Consider the following 20,922-nt stretch of genomic DNA (forward strand, 5'->3'; position numbering starts at 1 on the left):
CGCCAGTGTAGCGGCGCGGTCACGCACGCTCCCCGTCCGCGCACCCTCGCGGGCTGCTACGCTCGCGGCATGCCCGCACCCTCCCGCACGCTCCGTGTCGCCGACTCGTTTCGGGTCCGCGACACCGACGGGGTCGCCGAGGTCCGCGGTTTCGCACATCACCTTGATCGATTCACTGCGGCCGTGCTCGCGGTCTGTGACGAGCGCGCAGACGTCCCGGAGTGCACGATCGATGATGAGCCGGACGGGGTGCACGCGATCGGGCTCCCCGAGTACGGGGTGCCCGAGATCCGAGCGGCGCTGCCCGTGTTCCTGGACGAGGCGCGCGAGCGGATCGCGGACTACGGCCAGGGCTTTCCCCGCCTCGAGCTCTGGCGGCTGCCGAATCGTGAACTCGCGCTCGACCTCGCGCTGCGCCCGCTCCCGACGCTGACGGATACCATGCTGATGCGGAGCGCCGGGGCCTTGCGGCTTCAGCACGCCGACCGCAAGGGTCCCAACATTGCGGTGCTCGGCGCGCTGAATCGTGAACTCGGTGCCGAGGCGCTGCTCCAGGATGCGGCAGGCAATGCGATAGAGGGCGGCACGACGAGCATCGTGTACTGGCCCGCGGCGGTGGGTTCCGGGCCCGCTGCGCCCTCTGGCGGAAGATCGGGGCACGTCGTCGCGACCGCCGCGCGCGTGCCCTCGATCACGGAAGCCCTGCTGCGCGCGGAGGCCGGGCGGCCCGGCGCGCCCTACTCGCTCACCGCGCGAACCCCGAGCATTCCCGAGTTGCAGGCCGCCGAGGTCTGGGCCGTCAACGCGCTCCACGGAATCCGCCCCGTCACCCACCTCGACGGCGTCTCGCTGCCCGGGCCCTCCCCCGAGCGTCTCGCGTGGTTCCGTGCCGCCCTCGACCGCCGCTGGTCCCCGGTGCTCGGCAGTCCGGCCCAGGATCCGGCGCAACCCTAGGCCCCGACCCAGGATCCGACGCAGCCCTAAGCCCCGGCCCAAGATCCGGCGCAGCCCTAAGCCCGGCGTCAGTCTCGGCCCCCGCGCACGATCCGGCACCCCCAAACCGAGGGAATTTCGCTAGCCCGAGCCATTTTCTCGCTTATTTGGCTCGGGCTGGCGAAATTGCCTACGTTTGGACGACTTGCGGGCGGGCCACCACGCCGGAACGCCCGCCGGCCCGGGCCAGCAGGGCGGGAACTACTCCGCGGGCGGGGCCACGAGCTCGAGCCGGGCCGCGTCGATACCCGCGGGCAGCTCCGTGTGGGTGATGAGCACCACGGCCCGGTCGGCGGGCACCGCGCCGACGAGGTCGGTGAGGAGACGGTCGGCGAGCTCCCGGTCGACGCCGGCGGTCGGCTCGTCGAGCACCACGACGGGGAAGTCCGCGAGGAGCGCGCGGGCCAGCGCGATGCGCTGCGCTTGGCCGCCCGAGACGAGCGCGCCGTGCTCCCCGACGGCGGCGTCGAGCCCGCCCCGCGACCGCGCCCAGTCGCCGAGGCCCACGCGGTCGAGGGCCGCCATGAGTTCGTCGTCCGTGGCGGTGTCGCGCGCAAACTTGAGGTTCTGCCGCAGATCCGAGTTGAACAGGTGCGGCAGTTGCTCGCACAGCCCGACGGTACGCCGCACCTCGGAGATGGGGAGCGTGCTCGCCTCGACGCCGCGCACTCGGTACGAACCGCCATAGTTCAGGAAACGCACCAGCGCGAGCGCGAGCGTGCTCTTGCCCGCGCCACTCTCCCCGGTCACCACGAGGGTGTCCCCGGCACCGAGCGCGAAGCTCAGGCCGCGCACCGCGTCGCGGCTGGCACCCGGATGGCGCACGGACAGCTCACGAACCTCGAGGAGCGGGGCCGCCGGATCGCCGGGAGCTCCGGCCGGTTCCTGATCCCCGACACGATCCGGCGATTCGCGCGGGATCTCGGGGGCGAGCTCGACCTCGGTGAGCTGAGCGACCCGATCGGCGCTCGACTGCACCGCGCGGCGTGCCGCGAGCGCGGCCGGGACCTGCGCGAAGATTTCGAACACCGCGGCGGGGACCACGACGGCTGCGGCGAAGAGTGGCGCGGAGAGCCCGGCGCCGAGCGCCGGCAGCAGTACGAGGAGCGTGCCGATCGAGGCGACCCCGGACGCCGCCGCGAGAATCGCGCCGGTTACCCCCGCGGAGCGCGCACGGCGCAACTGCACCGCGGACAAGCGCGCCTCGGCGGCCGCGATCCGGTCCCGCTGCTCCCCCACCGCGCCGAACGCGGCGAGCACCTCGGCGGCGGCAAAGCGTTCGAGCAGGGCGTCGATGAGTCCGGCGCGCGCCGCGCTCAGCTCCCGATCAGACGCCCCGGCGCTGCGCTGGGCGAGCACGACCGCAAGCGCCCCGGACAGTCCGAGCACCGCGGCGAGCACCACCGCAGCGAGCGGCGAGATCAGCGCCACCACCACAATGCTCAGCCCGACGACCACCGCGCTCACGAGCAGCGGCTGGCGCACGCGCAGCGGCTCGTCCTGCAGTTGGTCGACGTCGTCAACGAAGGCGGCGAGCACCTCGCCGCGGCGATGCGACTCGATCGCGCCGGGAACGCGGGGAACCAGCGCACTGAAGGTGTCCGCGCGCAGGGTCGCGAGTTGTGCGAGTGCGGCGTCGTGGCTGAAGAGCCGCTCCGTGTACCGGAATGCGGCGCGTCCGATCGCGAGCGCGCGCACGCCCACGATCGCGAACGTGAGGTGCAGGATCGGGGGTTGCTCCCCCGCCCGCACGATCAACCACATGCTGAGGCCGAGCAGCGCGACGACGCAGGCGTCGGCGAGGATTCCAAAGGCCAGCCCGGGAAATCGCCGACGTCGCGACGGCATCGCGCGGTCGAGCACCGCACGTCGCGCGTTGGGAATCCCGCGGGCGGTCGCGGCGGGGTACGCGCCCGTGTCAGTGCCCATGCCCGCGCCCGTACCCGCGCCCGCGCCCATATCCAGGTCCGTGTTCATCGTGCGACCTCCGTCGCCTGTGCCGCGGTGATCGAGACGACGCGGTCTGCCGCTTCGAGCACCGCGGGCCGGTGGCTGACGACCAGCACGGCGCGCCCGCTCGCGGCTTCGGTGCGAAGCAGTGCGCAGACGCGCGCTTCGGTGGCGCGATCCAGCGCCGAGGTGGGTTCGTCGAGCACCAGGGCCGCGTTCGGTCCCAGGCTCCACGCCCGGTACAGCGCGCGAGCGATGGCGATGCGTTGCGCCTGACCGCCGGACACCCCGGCACCCGCGGCCCCGAGCTCGCGCTCCAGGGGCATCTCGGGCAGCTCGGCCGCGTCGAGGGCGCGCCGCACGAGCGCATCGTCGCGGGCCTCCGCGCCGAGCGCGACGTTGTCGGCGATGCTGCCCTGCAACAGCCCGGCCCGCTGCCCGGCCCACGCGATCGCCGCTGGGCGCACGAGCACGCCCGAGCGGGGCCTCACGAACCCGAGCAGCGCCGCAAGGATCGTGGACTTGCCCGCTCCGGACGGCCCGGCGAGCGCCACGCACTCGCCCGGGGCGACCTCGAAGCCGACGGGCCCCACCACGCTGCGCGCGCCCCGCGAGAGCTGCACCCCCGTGAGCCGGATCGCACCGTCGACGGACTCGGTCACGCGCGCGTCGCTCGCCTCCGTGTCGGCGGCGCCCGCCTCATCGATCAGCGCGAACACCTCGCCGGAGGCCGCAAGGCCCTCGGTGGAGGCGTGGAATGCGGCACCCACCTGGCGGATGGGGATGAACACCTCGGGCAGCAGGAGCAGGACAAACAGCCCGAGCGCGAGCGGAAACTCGCCGTTGACCAGCCGGGTGCCGACGGTCACCGCGACGAGCGCGATCGAGAAGGTGCCGGCGAGGTCAAGTACAAAACCGGAGAGGAAGGTGACGCGCAGCACCTTCATGGTGCGCGAGCGGTACTCCTCGGTTTCGGCCGCGATGCGCGCCGATTGGCGTCCCTCCCGACCAAAAATCTTGAGTGTGGCAAGCCCCGCGACCGCGTCGAGGAACGAGGTCGACAGGCGCTGCAGTTGCGCCCACTGGCGATCCTGCACCGCCTGAGTCGCCATGCCGATCAGGATCATGAACACCGGGATGATCGGGAACACGATGAGCACGGTGATGCCGCTGACCGGGTCGGCGAACAGCACGGCAACGACGAGGATCGGGGTGGCCACCGCGGTCAGGATCAGTTGCGGCACGTAGCCGGAAAAGTAGCCGTCGAGCGCGTCGAGTCCGCGCCCGAGGGTGGTGGCGAGCTCCGCGTCTGAGCGGCCACCCGCGCGCTCCGGCGAGCGGGTATCGAAGGCGTCGAGGGCCGCGGCCCGCAGCTGCGCCTTGACGCGTACCGCGCCGCTCGCGGCAACGGTGTCCATCCCCCACGACGCGGCGGACCGCACACCGAGCGCGAGCAGCACGCCCGCGAGCAGGAGCGGCAGCTGATCCGGTGTGGGGGCGCCCTCCGCGATCCGGCCGGGGCGCTCCCCGTCGTTCCCGAGCATCGGCAGCGCGACCGCCACGATTGCATGCGCCAGGAACCAGCACCATGCGAGGATCGCGAGCGTGCGGATCAGTCCCAGCACGCCTCCCAGGGCAAACACGCGGCGCGAGGCGCGAGCGTATCGCAGGAGCCTCGGATCAAAAGGTTTCACGAATATCCTGAGCAGATCGGAATGGGCGTGGCCAGTCTAGTGCGGGCGGGGTGCACGCCCCGGAGGGACGCGCTGGCGTGCTCGCACACGCCAGCGCGTCGCCCTAGTGAGCGGCTGCGGCGATCGAGGCCCGCGACAGCCGGCGCCGGAACACCCAGTAGGTCCAGGCCTGGTAGGCCAGCACCAGCGGCAGCGTGAACACCGCGACCCAGGTCATCAGTTCCAGTGTCTTCTGCGAGCTCGCAGCGCCCTCGATCGACATGGAGAATGCCGGATCGATGCTGGAGTGCATCAGGTTCGGGAACAGCGCCATGAAGATCGTCAGCAGCGCGAACGCGATCGCCACCGCGTTCGCCGCGAAGGCCCACCCCTCGCGGCCACGCAGGTTCGCGAGCCAGCCACCGATCAGGGTGACCGCAGCGAGTGCGGCGCAGGTGACGATCAGCCAGAGGCTGTCGCTTTCGAGGTGCTGCAGGATCGTCCAGATCAGGAACGCGGCGCCGGCCACGATCGTCACGATCCCGACCTTCGTCGCGAGCGCACGGGCGCGATCCCGCATGTCCCCCTCGGTCTTCAGCGCCACGAACACGAGCCCGTGGGTGAAGGTGATCAGCAGCATCGTGAGGCCGCCGAGCAGCGCGTACGGGTTCAGGAGCGTGAGCAGCGTGCCCTCGTAGAGCCAGCCGCCGTTGTCCATCTTCGTGATCGGGAGCCCCTGTGCGAGGTTGGCAAACGCGACGCCCCAGAGCAGCGGGGGAAGCACCGAGCCCCAGAAGATGAACTGGTCGAACCAGCGCGTCCAGTTCTTTCCCTTGCCCTGGTGGCGGTACTCGAAGGAGACACCGCGCAGGATCAGCGCGACCAGGATAAGCAGGAGCGCGAGGTAGAAGCCGGAGAACATCGTCGCGTACCACTCGGGGAACGCGGCGAACAGCGAGGCACCGGCGACGATCAGCCAGGTTTCGTTGAGGTCCCAGACCGGCCCGATCGTGTTGATCAGGAGCCGGCGGTCAGTGTTGTCCTTCCCGAGGAACGGGAGGGACATGCCCACGCCGAAGTCGAAGCCATCGAGCACGAAGTACCCGATCAGCATGACCCCGACGATGAGGAACCAGAGTGTGGTGAGTTCCATATTCGTGTTCCTCCTAGTAGACCGTCGCGAGCGACTGCTGGTCGGGCTCACCGTCGGCGGTCTTCTCCAGCTCCGGTGGCCCCTCCTTCGCCGCCTTGGTGATGAGCTTGAACTCGACGACCGCGAGGGCCCCGTAGACGATCGTGAAGACGATCAGGGAGATCAGCACCGCCCAGGCCGGGACGCCGGGCGACACGCCCTGTTCGGTGGTCATCACCCCGAACACGATCCACGGCTGACGTCCCATCTCGGTGAACACCCAGCCCACGAGCGACGCGAGCATCGGGATCGGCGCGGTCCAGATCGCGACCTTCCACACCCACGCGGGGAGCTGCGTGTTCTTGCGGGTAATCCAGAGCCCCACGGCCGAGACGAGGGCGGCAAGTGCGCCGAGCCCGATCATCCACCGGAACGCCCAGTAGGTGACCCAGATGATGGGCGCGAACTGGCCGTCGCTCGGGCAGGTGAGCAGCGCGTCGCCACCACCGCAGTACATCGCGGTGTAGTCGGCCTGCAGGTCGCGAATGCCCTCGACTTCGCCGTCGAACGTGCCGGTCGAGAGGAACGAGAGCAGGTACGGCACGCGCACCGAGAAGATCTCGTGCGCGCCGTCCGGGGTGCCCAGGCTGAACAGCGAGAAGGACGCGTCCTTGCCGGCGGCGCTCTCATACAGCGCCTCGGCGGCCGCCATCTTCATCGGCTGCGTCTCGGTCATGACGAGGCCCAGGGAGTGTCCCGTGAGGCCCACGCCGAGGAAGCCGAGGATGTTGGTCCAGGCGCCGAAACGCAGCGCGGTGCGCATCTCGTCGACAAACTGGTTGCGCTTCAGGTGCCAGGCCGCGACAGCGACCATCACGGTGCCCGCGAACATGAGCGCCGCGAAGATTGTGTGCGGGAACTGGGTCACCGCGACGGGGTTCAGGAGCACATCGCCGATGTTCTCGAGCTCGGCGCGGCCACGCTCCTCGTTCAGGGAGTAGCCAACGGGGTTCTGCATGAATGCGTTGGCCGCGAGGATGAAGTACGCCGAGAGGACAGTACCGATCCACACGAACCAGATCGTCATGAGGTGAATCTTCTTTGGCAGCTTGTCCCAGCCGAAGATCCACAGGCCGATGAATGTCGCCTCGAAGAAGAAGGCGATCAGGCCCTCCATCGCGAGCGGGGCCCCGAAGATATCGCCGACGAAACGCGAGTAGTTGGACCAGTTCATCCCGAACTGGAACTCCTGCACGATGCCGGTGACGACGCCCATCGCGAAGTTGATGAGGAAGATCTTGCCGAATAGGCGCGTCAGCTTCAGGTACTTCACCTTGCCGGTGCGGACCCACACGGTCTGCAGGATCGCGACGAGCAGGCTGAGCCCGATCGTGAGCGGCACGAAGATGAAGTGGTACAGCGTGGTTAAGCCGAATTGCCAGCGAGCCAGCGTCACGGCGTCGAGAAGTTCGTTCATGTATCGCTCCTGAACGACAGAGTGCGCACCCCACACGGAGGGGACACTCCCGTAGTGAGATCCGCCACGAGATATCATTCTCGCCGGAGCTACCGGTCGGCGACCGATTACCGTCAGACTAGCAATATCTGTGAGTTTCCTGCGAATGAATTTCGACGTGAAGCAATTTTTTCCTTCGCATCAAGAAAGTTTGCTGACACCGGCGAGAATCCGGGCGTCCACCGCACGCAATCCCCCGCTCAACGACGACCCAAACCGTCAGCAATTCCCCGGATTCACGGCGTTCGCCATTACTACACTGTGAGCCATGACAGAGCTGCTCGACACTCTGATCGCGGCGCTGCGCGATCTCGATCCGACGCTGCGCATCCTCGTGGCGGGCATCGGCATCATGCTCGAGACCTCGGTGTTCATCGGGCTCATCGTCCCGGGCGACACCATCGCGATTGTCGCGGCGATCGGGACCGAGACGCCGGCGCAGTACGGCTGGCTCGTCGGCGCGCTCGTGGTGGGTGCCATCATGGGCGAGAGCATCGGCTACGCCCTGGGCCGCTGGGCGGGACCTCGGCTGCGCGTCAGCCGGCTCGGTCGTCGCCTCGGGGAACGGAACTGGCAGCTCGCCGATCACTATCTCGGGGAGCGCGGCGGCGTCGCCGTGTTCCTCTCGCGGTTCCTCCCGGTGCTGCACTCTCTCATCCCGCTCACGGCAGGCATGGCGGGCATGTCCTACCGGCGCTTTCTCGCGTGGACGGCCTCCGCGAGCGTCGTCTGGTCGTTCATCGTCGTCTCGCTCGGGGCGAGCGCCGCGGCGGGCTACGACCAGCTCGCCGGGAAAGTGAAGGGCGCCGGCTATATCTTCGTCGCCGCGGCCCTGCTGATCGTTCTCGTGCTCTGGGGGCTGAAACGCGCATTCATGCACCGCGAGCGCGCGCATCTGCAACTCGAATCGGACGCGCCAGAGTCAGCGGCCGGACAGGGCAACGCTCTAGACTAGGCGGGTGACTGCCCCCGACCAGCCCGACGCCCGTCCCCGCTTCGCGGCGCGACTCGAGGACTGGATTCACGTTCGACGTTCTCGCCGCGCCATCACGCGGGGCAAAGTCCCCTCCGTGATTCCCTACATCGGCTATGGCGGCACCGACTGGGTCCGGGTGCTGGGCCGCGTGCTCTATCTCAAACCCGAAACGCGCGAGCACACCCGGTTCCGACCCGATGTCGCCCAGGTCTCGCGCGTGCGCGGCTGGCGCACCTTCACGAGCCTCTCGGTCCCCCATCAGCCGGTGCGCGTGCACATCGACGGCCGATTCGTCGCCGAGGTGACCGCGGATCGCGGGGGCGTGATCGACTCGATCATCCCCGTCACGCTCACGCCGGGCTGGCACACCGTCACGCTGCGCGCCGGGGACAGCGAGGCCGCGGATGCGCCCGTGAACATCGTCGATCCCGCCGCGAAGTTCGGCGTCATCTCCGACGTGGACGACACGATCCTCATTACCGCGCTCCCGAAGCCTTTTGTGGCCGCCTGGAACAGTTTCGTGCTCGATGAGCACGCGCGCTCCGCGACTCCCGGGATGGCCGTGATGCTCGATCATCTCATCGCCCGTCATCCCGGCTCCTCCGTCGTGTACCTCTCCACCGGGGCATGGAACGCCGCGCCCGCACTCAGTCGGTTCCTCGCGCGTAATCTGTACCCGATGGGCCCGCTGCTCCTCACCGACTGGGGCCCGACGCATGACCGCTGGTTCCGCAGCGGGACCGAGCATAAGCGCCGGGAGCTCAAGCGGCTCGCGGCGGAGTTCCCGGATGTCCGCTGGGTGCTGATCGGCGACGACGGACAGCACGACGAGTCGCTCTACCACGAGTTTGCCACCGCGCACCCGGAGAACGTTGCCGCGGTCGCGATCCGGCAGCTCTCGGTCGGCGAAGCGGTACTCGCGGGCGGACGGTCCAAGGCGCGCCTGAACCGCAGCACGAGCGGCGTGCCCTGGGTCTACGGCCCGGACGGCGCAAAGCTGCGGGAGGAGCTCCGAAAGCTCGGAGTCCTGTGAGCGGCCCGGCCACTCACCCGTGGCGACGGTTTGAGCGGGACCTGACCGGCCGGTTCACTGTCGCGGTGCGACCCTCGTGGTTCCAGCTCGCGAAGGGTGCCGCGGCGGCGATCCTGACCTGGTTCGTGTGCCTGCTCGTGTTCCCCGAGCAGCTCCCGATCTTCGGCGCGATCGCCGCGTTGATCGTGATGCAGGACAACGTTGACCAGTCCCTCACCCGCGGCATCGAGCGCGTCGTTGGGGTGCTCGTGGGAATCTCCGTTGCGCTCGGTGCCGGTGCGCTCTTTGGCCCCCAATCGTGGCTGTTCATCGCCGCGATCTGCGTCGCGATGGCCGTCGGCTGGCTGCTGCGCATGAGCCCGTCGTCGACCAACCAGATCGCGATCACGGCGCTGCTCATGATCGCGCTCGGCGGCCTGGAGCTCGACTACGGTGCCGAGCGCCTGATCGAGACCGCCATCGGTGCCACGATCGGTGTCGCGCTCAACGCGCTGGTGGTCGCCCCTGTCCGCACGTCCTCCGTCAACGAGGCGATCATCGATCTCACCGATCACACCGCGCGCGTGCTGCTCCGGATCGCGGACGCGCTCGATGCGCCGCGTGATCGCGCCTGGCTCGCGGGCATGCTTGCCGATGCCCGCACGCTGCAGGCCGAGCGTGGTCGCGTGCACGACCTGCTCCGTCAGGCGCGAGAGAGCCTGCGCTTCAATCCGCGCAGCCGTCGCTATCGGGAGGGGCTCGCCGAAGACGACGAGCTGTTCCAGCGCTTGCAGCGGATCGTCACCCAGGTGATCGGCATGGCTCGGGCGCTCGCCGATCTCTACGATCCGGCGCTCGTGACGGATCCCTCGGTGATCGGCATGGTCGAAGAGATGCGCCGGGCCGCGCACGATCTCGAGCGCCTGGGGCACATCACCGCGGATGTCCCCGTGCCGGTCGAGCCGCCCGCGCTCACGCAGCCGTACACTATCCCGCAGCCGCACCCGGAGCACTGGGTGCTCATCGGCTCCCTGATGGAGGATCTGCGCCGCGTGCGGGGCCGCATCACCGGCGAGCTGGAGTAGTCCGGGACGCGAAACGGCGGGCGGGGCCGAAGCCCCGCCCGCCGCGGTTCCGCGCCGTGCCGACTCGCGGCGCGGCCAGGCAGACTAGGCCTGGAGGGCAGCCTGCACGTCGATGGAGATCGTCACGTCCGAGCCGAGCAGCAGCCCGCCCTTTTCGAGGGGTGCGTTCCAGGTGAGACCAAAGTCCTCGCGCTTCACCACGGTGGTGGCGGTGAAGCCTGCCTTGTAGTTGCCGTAGGGATCCTCGCCGAAGCCGCCGAACTCGAAGTTGAAGCTGACCGGCTTGGTGATGCCGCGCATGGTGAGGTCGCCGTCGACAACAAAGCTGCCATTCTCCTCGCGGGCGCCCGTCGAGGAGAAGGTGAGCTGCGGGAACTCGTCTGCGGCGAAGAAGTCGCCGGTGCGGAGGTGCTCGTCGCGGTTCTTCTCGTTGGTGGTGACCGAGGCCACCTCGGCGCTTGCCTGCACGGAGCTGTCGAGCGGGTTCTCGCCGGTGACGAACGTCGCGTCGAAGTTCTCGAACTTGCCCTTCACCTTGCTGATCGCGAGGTGGCGGACGGAGAAGCCCACCTCCGAGTGCGTCGGGTCGATGGTCCAGGTGCCTGCGCGGTAGCCGGGGATCTGCTCAGCGGTAATTGCCATGGTGTTGCCTTCCTTCACGGTGTCGGTATGGGAAGTGCAACAGATACATGCAAGTGGATATTCCTGACCTGGGGAAATTTCTTTTTCGGCGTGTCGCGGCGCATGCTGGGCAAGGTGTGCGGGGCGCGGGGTGCGGGGCGCGTGCGACGAACTAGCGAGGGCGGCGCTTCGCGCTCTCGCGGGCGCGACGGACCGTTTCCCCGGTCTCCGCGCGCGGCGCAAAGGCGCCATAGCGCCGCCGGGCGGCCTCCCCGATCAGAAAGTCGCTGAGCGCCGGGTTCTTGGGGAGCAGGGAGCCGTGGAGGTAGCTGCCGATCACGTTGCCCGTGCGCGCCCCCTCGACCCCGTCCGTCGGGTTGTTCCCGGCCCCCTGGGTGACGCGGCCGAGCGGCTGCGAGCCCGGACCGAGCGTCGTGACGCCGCTGTGGTTCTCGTAGCCGATGATCTCGCCGAACTCCGGGGAGTCCAGCACAATGTTCCCGATCATGCGCTCGCTACCCCCGCGCGTCTCGACGTCGAGCACGCCGATGCCGGTCAGCTCCTCGCCGGTGTGCGTGATGAAGCGGTGCCCGAACAGCTGGTACAGGCCGCAGATCATCAGCATGGGGGTTCCGTCTGCCGCGAGGGCGCGGAACTCCTCGGCGCGCTGCGCGAGATCCGCCGCCACGCGTCCCTGCCCGGAGTCCTGTCCGCCACCACCGATCACGAGGTCGACCGCATCCGGCAGCGCGTCGCCCGGGTTGAGCTCCACGACCCGCGGCGCGAAGCCGTGGGCCCGCGCGCGGCGCTCGAGCGCCAGCACGTTGCCCCGGTCGCCGTAGATGTTCATGTCGCGCGGGTACAGCGACAGGATGACGAGTTCTTGCGGTGCCACAACTGCGTCGTTCACCAGATGTCCTCCACGTCTGTCAGTTCGGCGAGGGCCCGGCGAAGCTCGAGCATGGCCGTGTAGGTGCAGTAAATCCGGCGCGGCTGCCCGGGGGTCGCCTCGCGGAAGGCGGTGAGCGCCCGGCCGAGGTCCTCCTCGACGGCGGCGACCGGCACGTCATCGTGCTCGAGCCGCAGCGCCATGTCCCAGGCCCGCGCCCCACTCACCATCGCCACACCGGTCTCGGCGAGCGAGGAAAAGTCGACGTCCCACAGCCACGACATGTCCCGGCCGTCGGCGTACTGGTCGTTGATCGCGATCATCGCCCCCACGCCCCCGGCCGCGAAGGAGGCGAGGCCCAGGCGGAAGCCCGCCGGGTTCTTGACGAGCACCAGTTCGAGCGGCTGGCCGTCGAGTTCGAGCTGCTCGCCCCGACCGAACGCGGGACGCACCTCGGCGAGGGCCGCGACGTGCCGCGAGGTGTCCGCGGCGATGGTGGTGGGGGCCAGGTGGCCGGGCAACGGGCCCGCGGCGGCGATCTGCCGCACGGTCACGAGCGCCGCCGCGGCGTTGAAGGTGTTGTAGAGGCCCTCGAGCTTCAGCGGAGTGCGGTATCGCTCCCCCTCGATGAGAAACTCGGCCTCGTGATCGCCGAGCGCAACGAGCGTCACGTCGGCGGGCGCGCTTCCCGCGGCGGCGGCCGGCGCGACGACACCCGCGTGGAAATCGTCGTCGCTCGGGAAGGTCGCGAGCAGATCGTCGGACAGGCCGAACTCGCGGACCTCGACGGCGGCCCCGGCGCGCTCGCGGGTGCGCTCCCCGATCGCGCGGATCAGGCGGTCCTCGCGGTTCACCACGAGCCCCTCGGAGGTGGCGTCCGCGATCCGCTGCAGCAGGCGCGCGGTGGCGTCGATCTCGCCGAAGCGATCGAGCTGGTCCCGGAGCACGTTCAGCAGCAGCGTGAAGCGGGGCGGCACCCGGTCGATGAAGTACATCGCGTGCGCCTCGTCGAGTTCGAGCACGGCGATGTCGGCGTCGAGCCGGCCGCGCCAGGAGCCCTCGGCCACCGCCGCCGCCACAACACCCCGGGAGAAGTTTGAGCCGGTGCGGTTCGTGAAGACGCGCAGCCCCTCGGCTTCAAGCATCTCCACGATCATCTTCGTGGTGGTGGTCTTGCCGTTGGTGCCGCTCACCGCGACGACGCCGTAGGGGAGGCGGCCGAGCACGCGGCTCAGAAATCCGGGGTCGATCTTCTCGACCACGAGTCCGGGAAGGGCGGAGCCGCCGCCGCGCAGGCGGGCGACTTGCCGTACGCTCTTGCCGACCAGAGCGGAGATCACATCACGCATGGATCAAGCTTAGTGGCGCGACCGTGCCGCGTGCGCCCGGCCTATTCCGCCGCGTGGCGGGGGCGGGTCTCGCCGCGCTGCTCACGCGTGAGCAGTTCCGGGCGGACCCGACGCGTACGCTCGACGCTCTGCTCCTGGCGCCACGCGGCGATCGCGGCGTGGTTCCCGCTGAGCAGCACCGGGGGCACCTCGCGGGAGCGCCACGACGCGGGCTTCGTGTAGCTGGGGTATTCCAGCAGACCGTCCTCGTGCGACTCTTCGACCAGGCTCTCGGGGTTGCCGACAACGCCGGGAACGAGCCGGGCGATGGCCTCGACCATCGCGATCGTGGCGACCTCTCCCCCGTTCAGGATGTAGTCGCCGATACTCACGAGTCGCACCCGGCCCCGGGCGGCGTACTCGTCGAACACGCGCTGGTCAATGCCCTCGTAGCGGCCGCAGCCGAAGACGAGGTGCGATTCCTCCGCGAGCTCGCGCGCCATGCGCTGGGTGAACACCTCGCCGGCGGGCGAGGGGAAGATGATGAGCGGCTCGGTGTCCGCTGCGGGGTCGGCGTCCGCGAGGATCCCGTCGAGGGCCTCGCCCCACGGCTCCGGCTTCATCACCATCCCGGCGCCGCCGCCGGCGGGCGTGTCGTCGACCGTCCGGTGCTTGTCGTGCGCGTGATCGCGCAGATCGTGCACGCGGACATCGATCAGCCCCCGCTGCTTCGCCTTTCCGAGCAGCGAGAGCTCGAGCGCGTCGAAGTAGCCGGGGAAGATCGTGACGACGTCAAGCCTCATGCGGGGGTGTCTCCTGCGGTGTTCGCGTCGAAATCGGTGTTCGCGTCGGTGGTGTCGTCGGAATCGGACGCCGGATCGGCGGGGGCCGTTCCCGGTCCCCCGGCGACTTCGGCGTCCTGCTCCTCGAAGAGCCCGGGCGGCGGGGTCACCGTGACCACGCCGGCGTCGATGTCGACGCTCGGCACGATGGCCTGCACGAACGGCACGAGCACGGCGCCGCTGGCGGTATTCACCACGAGCAGGTCCTGAGCCGGGAAGTGGCGTACCTCGGCGACCGTACCCAGCTTCTCGGAGCCGCGCACCACGTCGAGGCCGACCAGCTCGTGGTCGTACCAAGCGTTGTCCTCGGTCCCCTCGGCGACGGTCTGCTCGTCGATCCACAGGATCGCGCGCACGATGCTCTCGGCACCGCTGCGGTCCGGCACCTCCTCGAAGAAGCCGACGGGCGAGTCGTTGAACCAGCGCAGTTCGCGCATCGTAATGGTGCGCCCGAACCAGGGGGAATCCTCGGGAACCTGCAGGAAGAACTCTGCCCCCGGGGTGAACCGGAGTTCCGGGTTGTCCGTGAACAGTTCGAGCTTGATGCCGCCTTTCAACCCGTGGGGTTTTGTCAGGCGGCCAACACGCAAACTCCCCGCCCCGCTTGCGGGACGGGGAGCCTGCACGCGCCCGGAAGCGTCCGCCATCAGGCGTCGCTTCCGGGGGCGGCGGCAGGAGCTGGTGCCGCGTGGGCAGCGTCGTCGGTATCGACGACGTCCACGCGGACGCGCTCGCCCGCGGCGAGCGAGGACACGACGGTCCGCAGCGAGGAGGCGGTGCGCCCGCCCCGCCCGATCACGCGGCCCAGGTCTTCCGGGTGCACACGCACCTCGAGGATCTCGCCCCGGGCACCCCCGCCACGGGTATCGACGCGCACCCGATCGGGGTGGTCGACGATCCCGCGAACGAGGTGCTCGAGCGCGTCAGCCAGCGCCTGCTGTGCCAAGAGAATTAGGCCTCGGTGGTCTCGGCTGCGTCCTCGGCGGGTGCCTCGGCAGCGTCTTCGGCGGGCGCCTCGGCAGCGGCGGGCTTCTCAGCCTTGGGACGCAGCACGGGCTTCTTCGCGGCGTCGACCTCGAAGGGAACCTTCGCCTCGGGAGCCTTGACCTGCGACTCGGTCGAGCCCTCGCCCGAGAACTTGCCCCAGTCGCCCGTGAGCTTGAGGATCGCGGCGACCTGCTCGGTCGGCTGCGCGCCGACGCTCAGCCAGTACTGTGCGCGATCCGAGTCGACCTCGATGAAGGAGGGGTTCTCGGTCGGGTGGTACTTGCCGATCTCCTCGATCACGCGGCCGTCGCGCTTGGTGCGCGAGTCGGCGACGACGATGCGGTAGTACGGGGCGCGGATCTTGCCGAGGCGCTTGAGGCGAATCTTGACAGCCATGTGTGTCTCCTTGAATAGCGATGTGACCGGACGCCGCGGAACTGAGGCCGCGGCGCGAAAGCCTGGGCACGCGAATGCGTGAACCTGTCTATTTTCGCACAGCGCGAGCCAGATCGCAATTTTTGCTTTGACCTGGGGTTTATAGGGGACGGGATGCGGGTACGCCGCCCACACGGTGCTCGAGAGCGGTGAACAATCGCTCGGCGACGCCCTCGTGATGCACGCCATCATGCTCAAACTCGTTGGTCACCCACGCGTTCAGCCCCGCCACGCGCGCGACCGTATCCCGCGAGAGATCCGCGTCGACGTACATGTCGTCCGCGTAGACCACCGCCTCGACCGGCACCTCGTTCGCGGCGAGCCGCTCCCGGTCGTACAGCGGAATCGGCCACGCCGCGTCGGCAAGCGCGTGCACCCCGTCCCGGAATCCCCGGAGCGCGCGGATCTCGTCGAACATCCAGGGGAAGGCCATCTCCCCGGTAAAACTCAGCGGCCGCGCGGAGCTCACAAACTCCGGCCATCGCGCCCGCTCATGCTCGGCCGCCCAGGACGTCGGGCCCGGCCCGTAAATGCTCTCCTGCAACGCCATGTACAGGGGGTTCCCCGCATACCCGGTGCCGGATCCCACCTCGGCAAGGAAGGTGTCGCTCAGCCGCGTCTCGGCCTCGTCCGCGAACGCCTCATCGAACAGCCAGTGCACGCGGTCGTACCCCGGCCCCATCCCGAACGCGCTGCCCAACGTCTGCAGCCGGTGCACCGTCAGGCGATCCCCGTCCGGCAACCGCACGTCTTCGGCGGCGAGCAGATCGGCCACGCGCGCGATCCGATCCTGCAGTTGCGGGGTCCGCTCACGGAACACCGCGTTCTTCGCGACCACCCGCGGGAAGGTGCGCCGATACACCTCAGCCGGATCCGGATCGAGCGCGGGCAAGCCACCCGTGATCACCGAGGCCACGAGCGCCTCCGGCGCGACCGAGAGGTAGTGCAGCGTGAGGAAGCCACCGTAGCTCTGGCCGATGCTCCACCACTGTCGCCCCGCGTAGTGCGTCGCACGCACGGCCTCGAGATCCCGCACAATCGAATCGGCCCGGTGCAGCGAGAGTCGGCGCGCGGATTCCGCGGCGGGGAGCACCGCGAGTTGTGCCCCGGACACCGGGGTTGAGCGGCCAGTCCCCCGCTGGTCCGGGATCACCACCCGGAACCGGCGCAGCGCCGAACCGAGCCAGGCGCTGCGGGACAGCGGGCGCGTGCCCTTCCCGCCCGGGCCGCCCTGCAGGTGGACGAGCAACGGCAGATCGTCATGCCGACGCTCCGCCGCGACAAGCTCGCGCGCAAACACGCGGATCGTCTCACCCTCGGGGTCGGCCCAGTCCAGCGGCACCGTGGTCCACACATCGCGCGCAACGATGTCCGTACCGATCACGTATTCCGCTCCGCGGCTGGCCCGCGCATCCGAGTTCTGCATGGTTCCAGCGTAGCCCGACTGCCCCAGCTCAGGTGTGGTCCAGGATCCACCCCAGGACGAACGGGAAGCCCAGGAGAACACCGACGGCGACCGGCACGATCACCCAGCTCCACGATACCGAGCGTCGGAGTCGCAGCCCCGCGTCCGCAACCCGGACGCGGGGGCGAGACGCCCGCGGATCCGAGTATGTCACCACCTGGTGCGCCAGCTCCGCGCCGACGAGATCCGCGAAGCGCAGCAGCGCCGTGATCTCGGCGCGATCGCTCCGCGCCCGGACCTTGTTCGACACGACGATCATGCGATCCTCGACCACCTCGATATCCCAGTGCCGGCCCCGGTCGATCAGGCTCGCCATCACGTCCGGGGTGAGGAGCTCGCGGGCGTCACGCTGATAGCCGTCCGGCGCGTAGACCGCGAAGTAACGATCGAAATCGCCCTCGAGCGACACCCGCAGCGTCCCGGGCAGGGTGTTCCGGAGCCGCCCGTTGCCGAGCGCATCGATCATCAGGTGCGGCACCGGGCGCGGCACACGCAGCTGGAGGTAACGGAACGCGAGCGCCGGCCCCTTGGGGTCATTCTTTCCGCCCGTGTACCCGGCCACGGCCACCTGAAGGTCGGGCTCCCACGCATCCCCCGCGACTTCGAGGGAGAAATTCGCGCGGAATCGCGTATCGCTCCCCGGCGGCGGGGACCCCGGGCGGGGCGTCCCCCGACGCAGGCGTTCCCGCGCTTGCCGCCGGGCGGCGGAGTCCTGCCCCTCGGCGAAGAAGATTCCCCGCGCGGGTGGCTCGCTGCCGATTCTGGCGTATCGCAGCCCGCGGGATTCCGCAAAGGCTCGGAGCGCCAGCTCGCGCCGCAACTCCGCCGGTGCGGCGAGCAGGACCACGGCGAACACCCCGAGCAGGATCATCGCCCAGACCGCGGTAACCGTGAGCAGGCCGGGGGCCCAATCGAGCCATGCGGGAAACGTGAGCGGGGCGATGAACTCCCCCGCGAACGCCGCGAGCAACACCCCGAAGCCCGCGGCCGGGATGAGGAGCAGCCCGCCGAGCGCGGCCTTGCGAAATACCCTCGGGTCGGCGGCGCGCACCTCGGCCCAGGTGACCCGGTCCGGCCAGCCATCGCCCGGCATCCCGGCAGCAGCCGGGACGCGTGAACCGCCTATCGCAGGCCCTTGCCGAGCATCTGCTGCAGCTTCGCCATCTCCTCTTCAGACGGCTGCGCCCCGCCGGCAGCGCCGGACCCCAGCCCGAATCCGGACCCGGTGGGCGCGGTGGCCTGCTTCTCCGCGATCCCGGCGGCCTGCTGCGCCCGCTTCGCGGGGTTCCCCGAGCGCTGCTTGCCCTTGCCCTTCGCCTGCGCCTTCTTCTTCCCGCCGTGTCCGCCCATGCCCGGCATGGGACCCATCCCGGGGATCTGCGGCACGCCGCCACGCGCGACCGTCTTCATCATCTTCGCCGCCTGCTCGAAGCGCTGCACCAGCGAGTTCACGTCCGTGACGGTCATGCCCGAACCCTTCGCGATGCGAAGCCGGCGCGAACCGTTCAAGATCTTCGGGTTCTGGCGCTCTTCCATCGTCATCGACTGAATGATCGCCTCCGTGCGCACGATCTCGCGCTCATCGAAGTTGTCGAGCTGATCCTTCATCTTGCCCATGCCGGGGAGCATGCCCATCATCTTCTTGATGGATCCGGCCCCGCGCAGCTGCTGCATCTGGCCGAGGAAGTCGTCGAGCGTAAAGGCGTCCTTCGCGATCTTCTCCGCGACCTTGCGCGCCTCATCCTCGTCGAATGCGCTCTGCGCCTGCTCGATGAGCGTGAGGATATCGCCGAGGTCGAGGATCCGACTCGCCATACGATCGGGGTGGAACGGCTCGAAATCGCCGAGCCCCTCGCCGGTCGAGGCGAACAGGATCGGGCGACCGGTCACCCCGCGGATCGAGAGCGCGGCACCGCCACGCGCATCGCCATCGAGCTTGGTCAGCACGACGCCCGTGAAGTCGACGCCCTCCTGGAATGCCTGAGCGGTCGCCACGGCGTCCTGACCGATCATCGCGTCGATGACAAAGAGCACTTCGTCCGGGTCGATCGCCTTGCGAATATCGGCGGCCTGACGCATGAGCTCCTGGTCCACACCCAGACGGCCGGCGGTGTCGACGATCACGAAGTCGTGCTGCTTGGCGCGGGCCTCCGCGACGCCGCCCTTCGCGACCTTGACCGGATCGCCCACGCCATTCCCCGGCTCGGGCGCGTAGATCGCCGCCCCCGCCTGCTCCGCGACCACGCCAAGCTGGGTCACCGCGTTGGGGCGCTGCAAGTCACACGCGACCAGCAGCGGGGTGTGCCCCTGATCCTTCAACCACTTCGCGAGCTTGCCGGCGAGCGTCGTCTTCCCGGCACCCTGCAGGCCCGCGAGCATGATGATCGTCGGCGGCTTCTTCGCGAACTGCAGCCGGCGCTGCTCCCCGCCCAGGATCGCGACGAGCTCCTCGTTCACGATCTGCACGACCTGCTGCGCGGGGTTCAGCGCCTGGTTGACCTCGTCACCGAGCGCACGCTCGCGCACCTTGCCGGTGAAATCCTTGACCACGTCGAGCGCCACGTCGGCCTCGAGCAGGGCGCGTCGAATCTCGCGGACGGTGCTGTCCACGTCTGACGCGGAGAGCTTGCCCTTCGACCGGAGGTTCTTGAAGGTGTCGGTGAGCCGCGCAGAGAGGTTTCCGAAAGTAGCCATGATGGGTTGATTCTACCCGGTCGGGGCGTGCCGGGATCGCACCGGCACGCCCCCGCGAGCCTACGCGCCGCTGTAGTCGTAGAACCCGCGCCCGGATCCCTTCCCCAACCAGCCGCGATCGATGTACTCGCGCTTGATGTACTCGGCGAATTCGCGGGACTCCGGATCCGCCGAATCCTTATTCAACTGATAGGGAGTCATCATGCCGACCACGTCGTAGATTTCGAAGGGGCCCACGGGCGAGCCCGTAGCGATCTTCCAGGTGTTGTCGATGTCCTTCGGCTCGGCGACGCCCCGCACCAGCAACTTTCCGGCCGCGTCGAGGAACGGCACCAGCAGCGAGTTCAGCACGTACCCCGGCTGTTCCTTGTAGATCCGGATCGGCACCATCCCGATTTCTTCGGCAAACTCGGCAACCTGCTCGAAGACGGCAGGATCGGTGCCGGGGTGCCCCATGACCTCTCCGGTGTTCTTCGCCCAGACCTCGTTCGCGAAGTGGAGGGCGAGGAACTTCTCCGGACGGCCCGTGAAGGGCGCGATGTCGCTCGGGAGCAGCGTGGAGGAGTTCGTGCAGAAGATCGTCTTCTCGGGTGCCAGCTTGCCCACCTGCTCCCAGGTGCTCTGCTTGATGTCGAGCCGTTCGGGAACCGCTTCGATCACGATGTCCGCGTCCGCGAGCGCTGCCCCCAGATCCGAGGACGTACTGATTCGCGCCACCGCCGCGTCAAGCTTCTCGGGCGTCGCATCCGGGAGATCCCGCAGATACATCGGCTTCAGGTACTCCCAGCGCTCCGGGAGCTTCGCCAGGATCTCGTCGTTCAGGTCGTACGCCACGACCTGTTTGCCCGAGTAGGCCGCCTGGAAGATGATCTGGGATCCGAGCACGCCGGTTCCGAGCACGGTGAGGTTCTGCATTGTTGCCCTTTCTCGAATGCACCGACTGGTGACGGTGCTTTCGGTCCGGCGGCCGCAGCGTGTGGCTCGGCCGTCAGGCCTCACTGTCCACGCTAGCCCAGTTTCGCGCGCGGCGTGCGGGATTCGCAGCCGGCGGAATTCCTGGTCCGGGGCGATTCCGGGGTGTGCTGCTGTGGCGCATCTGCGACAGGCCGAGCAGCATTCTCCGCTCGCAGTCACACAGCCACGCAGGCGCCCCCGCCCAGGCACGCCACCCCAGGCATGCCTCAGGCACACCGACCCAGGCATGCCACCGCGTTAATCACAACCACGGAGATCCTGCGCCCAGGTCCGATTCTCGGCAGAAAATCTCCGAGGTTTCCGTGGAAATCCTCCTGTTTGGTCGCAGAGCGGAACGCGTGAGCCCCAC

19 protein-coding genes are annotated in these 20,922 nt (G+C 69.1%); 4 read left to right on the forward strand and 15 right to left on the reverse strand.

All coding sequences use genetic code 11. The features are described 5' to 3' along the window. Positions 1 to 69: 69 nt before the first annotated feature. Complete coding sequence (locus D3230_RS09740; RefSeq protein WP_202344828.1) at positions 70 to 954, forward strand: aminotransferase class IV; 885 nt, start codon at positions 70 to 72, stop codon at positions 952 to 954. A gap of 240 nt (positions 955 to 1,194) precedes the next feature. Here the strand turns inward: D3230_RS09740 and cydC are convergent, their stop codons facing one another. The 4 genes from cydC to D3230_RS09760 form a co-directional block, all read right to left on the reverse strand. Then, complete coding sequence (gene cydC, locus D3230_RS09745; RefSeq protein ID WP_237467256.1) at positions 1,195 to 2,970, reverse strand: thiol reductant ABC exporter subunit CydC; 1,776 nt, start codon at positions 2,968 to 2,970, stop codon at positions 1,195 to 1,197. Further along, positions 2,967 to 4,637, reverse strand: coding sequence for a thiol reductant ABC exporter subunit CydD (gene cydD, locus D3230_RS09750; protein ID WP_202344829.1), 1,671 nt, complete (start codon positions 4,635 to 4,637; stop codon positions 2,967 to 2,969). The genes cydC and cydD overlap by 4 nt, the downstream gene beginning before the upstream one ends. A 103-nt stretch (positions 4,638 to 4,740) precedes the next feature. Beyond that, positions 4,741 to 5,769, reverse strand: coding sequence for a cytochrome d ubiquinol oxidase subunit II (gene cydB, locus D3230_RS09755; protein ID WP_202344830.1), 1,029 nt, complete (start codon positions 5,767 to 5,769; stop codon positions 4,741 to 4,743). Positions 5,770 to 5,782: 13 nt separating this feature from the next. Beyond that, positions 5,783 to 7,225 carry a cytochrome ubiquinol oxidase subunit I gene (locus tag D3230_RS09760; RefSeq protein WP_202344831.1) on the reverse strand — a complete coding sequence of 481 codons (1,443 nt, stop codon included), beginning with the start codon at positions 7,223 to 7,225 and terminating at the stop codon, positions 5,783 to 5,785. A 307-nt stretch (positions 7,226 to 7,532) separates the two neighbouring features. Here D3230_RS09760 and D3230_RS09765 point away from each other — a divergent pair, with 307 nt between their 5' ends. The 3 genes from D3230_RS09765 to D3230_RS09775 all read left to right on the forward strand — a co-directional run bounded on the left by D3230_RS09765 (position 7,533) and on the right by D3230_RS09775 (position 10,337). Continuing rightward, on the forward strand, positions 7,533 to 8,219 hold the full coding sequence (locus D3230_RS09765; protein WP_202344832.1) for a DedA family protein: 687 nt from the start codon (positions 7,533 to 7,535) through the stop codon (positions 8,217 to 8,219). A 4-nt stretch (positions 8,220 to 8,223) separates the two neighbouring features. Further along, positions 8,224 to 9,273, forward strand: a complete 1,050-nt coding sequence (locus D3230_RS09770; protein WP_337249144.1) for an App1 family protein — start codon at positions 8,224 to 8,226, stop codon at positions 9,271 to 9,273. A gap of 65 nt (positions 9,274 to 9,338) precedes the next feature. After that, on the forward strand, positions 9,339 to 10,337 hold the full coding sequence (locus tag D3230_RS09775; protein ID WP_337249145.1) for an FUSC family protein: 999 nt from the start codon (positions 9,339 to 9,341) through the stop codon (positions 10,335 to 10,337). An 84-nt stretch (positions 10,338 to 10,421) separates the two neighbouring features. On the opposite strand, the gene D3230_RS09780 is transcribed toward D3230_RS09775, so the two are convergent. The 11 genes from D3230_RS09780 to D3230_RS09830 form a co-directional block, all read right to left on the reverse strand. Further along, positions 10,422 to 10,979 carry a YceI family protein gene (locus D3230_RS09780; RefSeq protein WP_202344834.1) on the reverse strand — a complete coding sequence of 186 codons (558 nt, stop codon included), beginning with the start codon at positions 10,977 to 10,979 and terminating at the stop codon, positions 10,422 to 10,424. A gap of 151 nt (positions 10,980 to 11,130) precedes the next feature. Beyond that, a complete protein-coding gene (locus D3230_RS09785) occupies positions 11,131 to 11,868 on the reverse strand; it encodes a type 1 glutamine amidotransferase (protein ID WP_337249146.1) in 738 nt (245 codons plus the stop codon). Then, positions 11,865 to 13,196 carry a Mur ligase family protein gene (locus D3230_RS09790; protein ID WP_202344835.1) on the reverse strand — a complete coding sequence of 444 codons (1,332 nt, stop codon included), beginning with the start codon at positions 13,194 to 13,196 and terminating at the stop codon, positions 11,865 to 11,867. Before D3230_RS09790 ends, D3230_RS09785 begins: the two co-directional genes overlap by 4 nt. Before the next feature lie 41 nt (positions 13,197 to 13,237). After that, positions 13,238 to 13,978, reverse strand: a complete 741-nt coding sequence (trmD, locus tag D3230_RS09795; protein ID WP_202344836.1) for a tRNA (guanosine(37)-N1)-methyltransferase TrmD — start codon at positions 13,976 to 13,978, stop codon at positions 13,238 to 13,240. Then, positions 13,975 to 14,664, reverse strand: coding sequence for a ribosome maturation factor RimM (rimM, locus tag D3230_RS09800; protein WP_202344837.1), 690 nt, complete (start codon positions 14,662 to 14,664; stop codon positions 13,975 to 13,977). The genes trmD and rimM overlap by 4 nt, the downstream gene beginning before the upstream one ends. Continuing rightward, positions 14,664 to 14,963 carry an RNA-binding protein gene (locus tag D3230_RS09805; RefSeq protein WP_202344838.1) on the reverse strand — a complete coding sequence of 100 codons (300 nt, stop codon included), beginning with the start codon at positions 14,961 to 14,963 and terminating at the stop codon, positions 14,664 to 14,666. Before D3230_RS09805 ends, rimM begins: the two co-directional genes overlap by 1 nt. Positions 14,964 to 14,968: 5 nt before the next feature. Beyond that, positions 14,969 to 15,400 (reverse strand): 30S ribosomal protein S16, encoded by a 432-nt coding sequence (rpsP, locus tag D3230_RS09810; RefSeq protein ID WP_202344839.1) that lies wholly within the window; start codon positions 15,398 to 15,400, stop codon positions 14,969 to 14,971. A 139-nt stretch (positions 15,401 to 15,539) separates the two neighbouring features. Beyond that, a complete protein-coding gene (locus tag D3230_RS09815) occupies positions 15,540 to 16,865 on the reverse strand; it encodes an alpha/beta fold hydrolase (protein ID WP_202344840.1) in 1,326 nt (441 codons plus the stop codon). A gap of 28 nt (positions 16,866 to 16,893) precedes the next feature. Continuing rightward, positions 16,894 to 17,997, reverse strand: coding sequence for a hypothetical protein (locus D3230_RS09820; protein WP_202344841.1), 1,104 nt, complete (start codon positions 17,995 to 17,997; stop codon positions 16,894 to 16,896). Positions 17,998 to 18,026: 29 nt separating this feature from the next. Beyond that, on the reverse strand, positions 18,027 to 19,598 hold the full coding sequence (gene ffh, locus D3230_RS09825) for a signal recognition particle protein (RefSeq protein WP_202344842.1): 1,572 nt from the start codon (positions 19,596 to 19,598) through the stop codon (positions 18,027 to 18,029). Positions 19,599 to 19,658: 60 nt separating this feature from the next. Beyond that, the gene (locus D3230_RS09830; RefSeq protein ID WP_202344843.1) at positions 19,659 to 20,513 is read right to left on the reverse strand and encodes a 3-hydroxyacyl-CoA dehydrogenase; all 855 of its coding nucleotides are present in this window, start codon (positions 20,511 to 20,513) and stop codon (positions 19,659 to 19,661) included. Positions 20,514 to 20,922: the final 409 nt, after the last annotated feature.

This window comes from Leucobacter chromiireducens subsp. solipictus (assembly GCF_016758195.1).
Classification (GTDB): Bacteria; Actinomycetota; Actinomycetes; order Actinomycetales; family Microbacteriaceae; genus Leucobacter; species Leucobacter solipictus.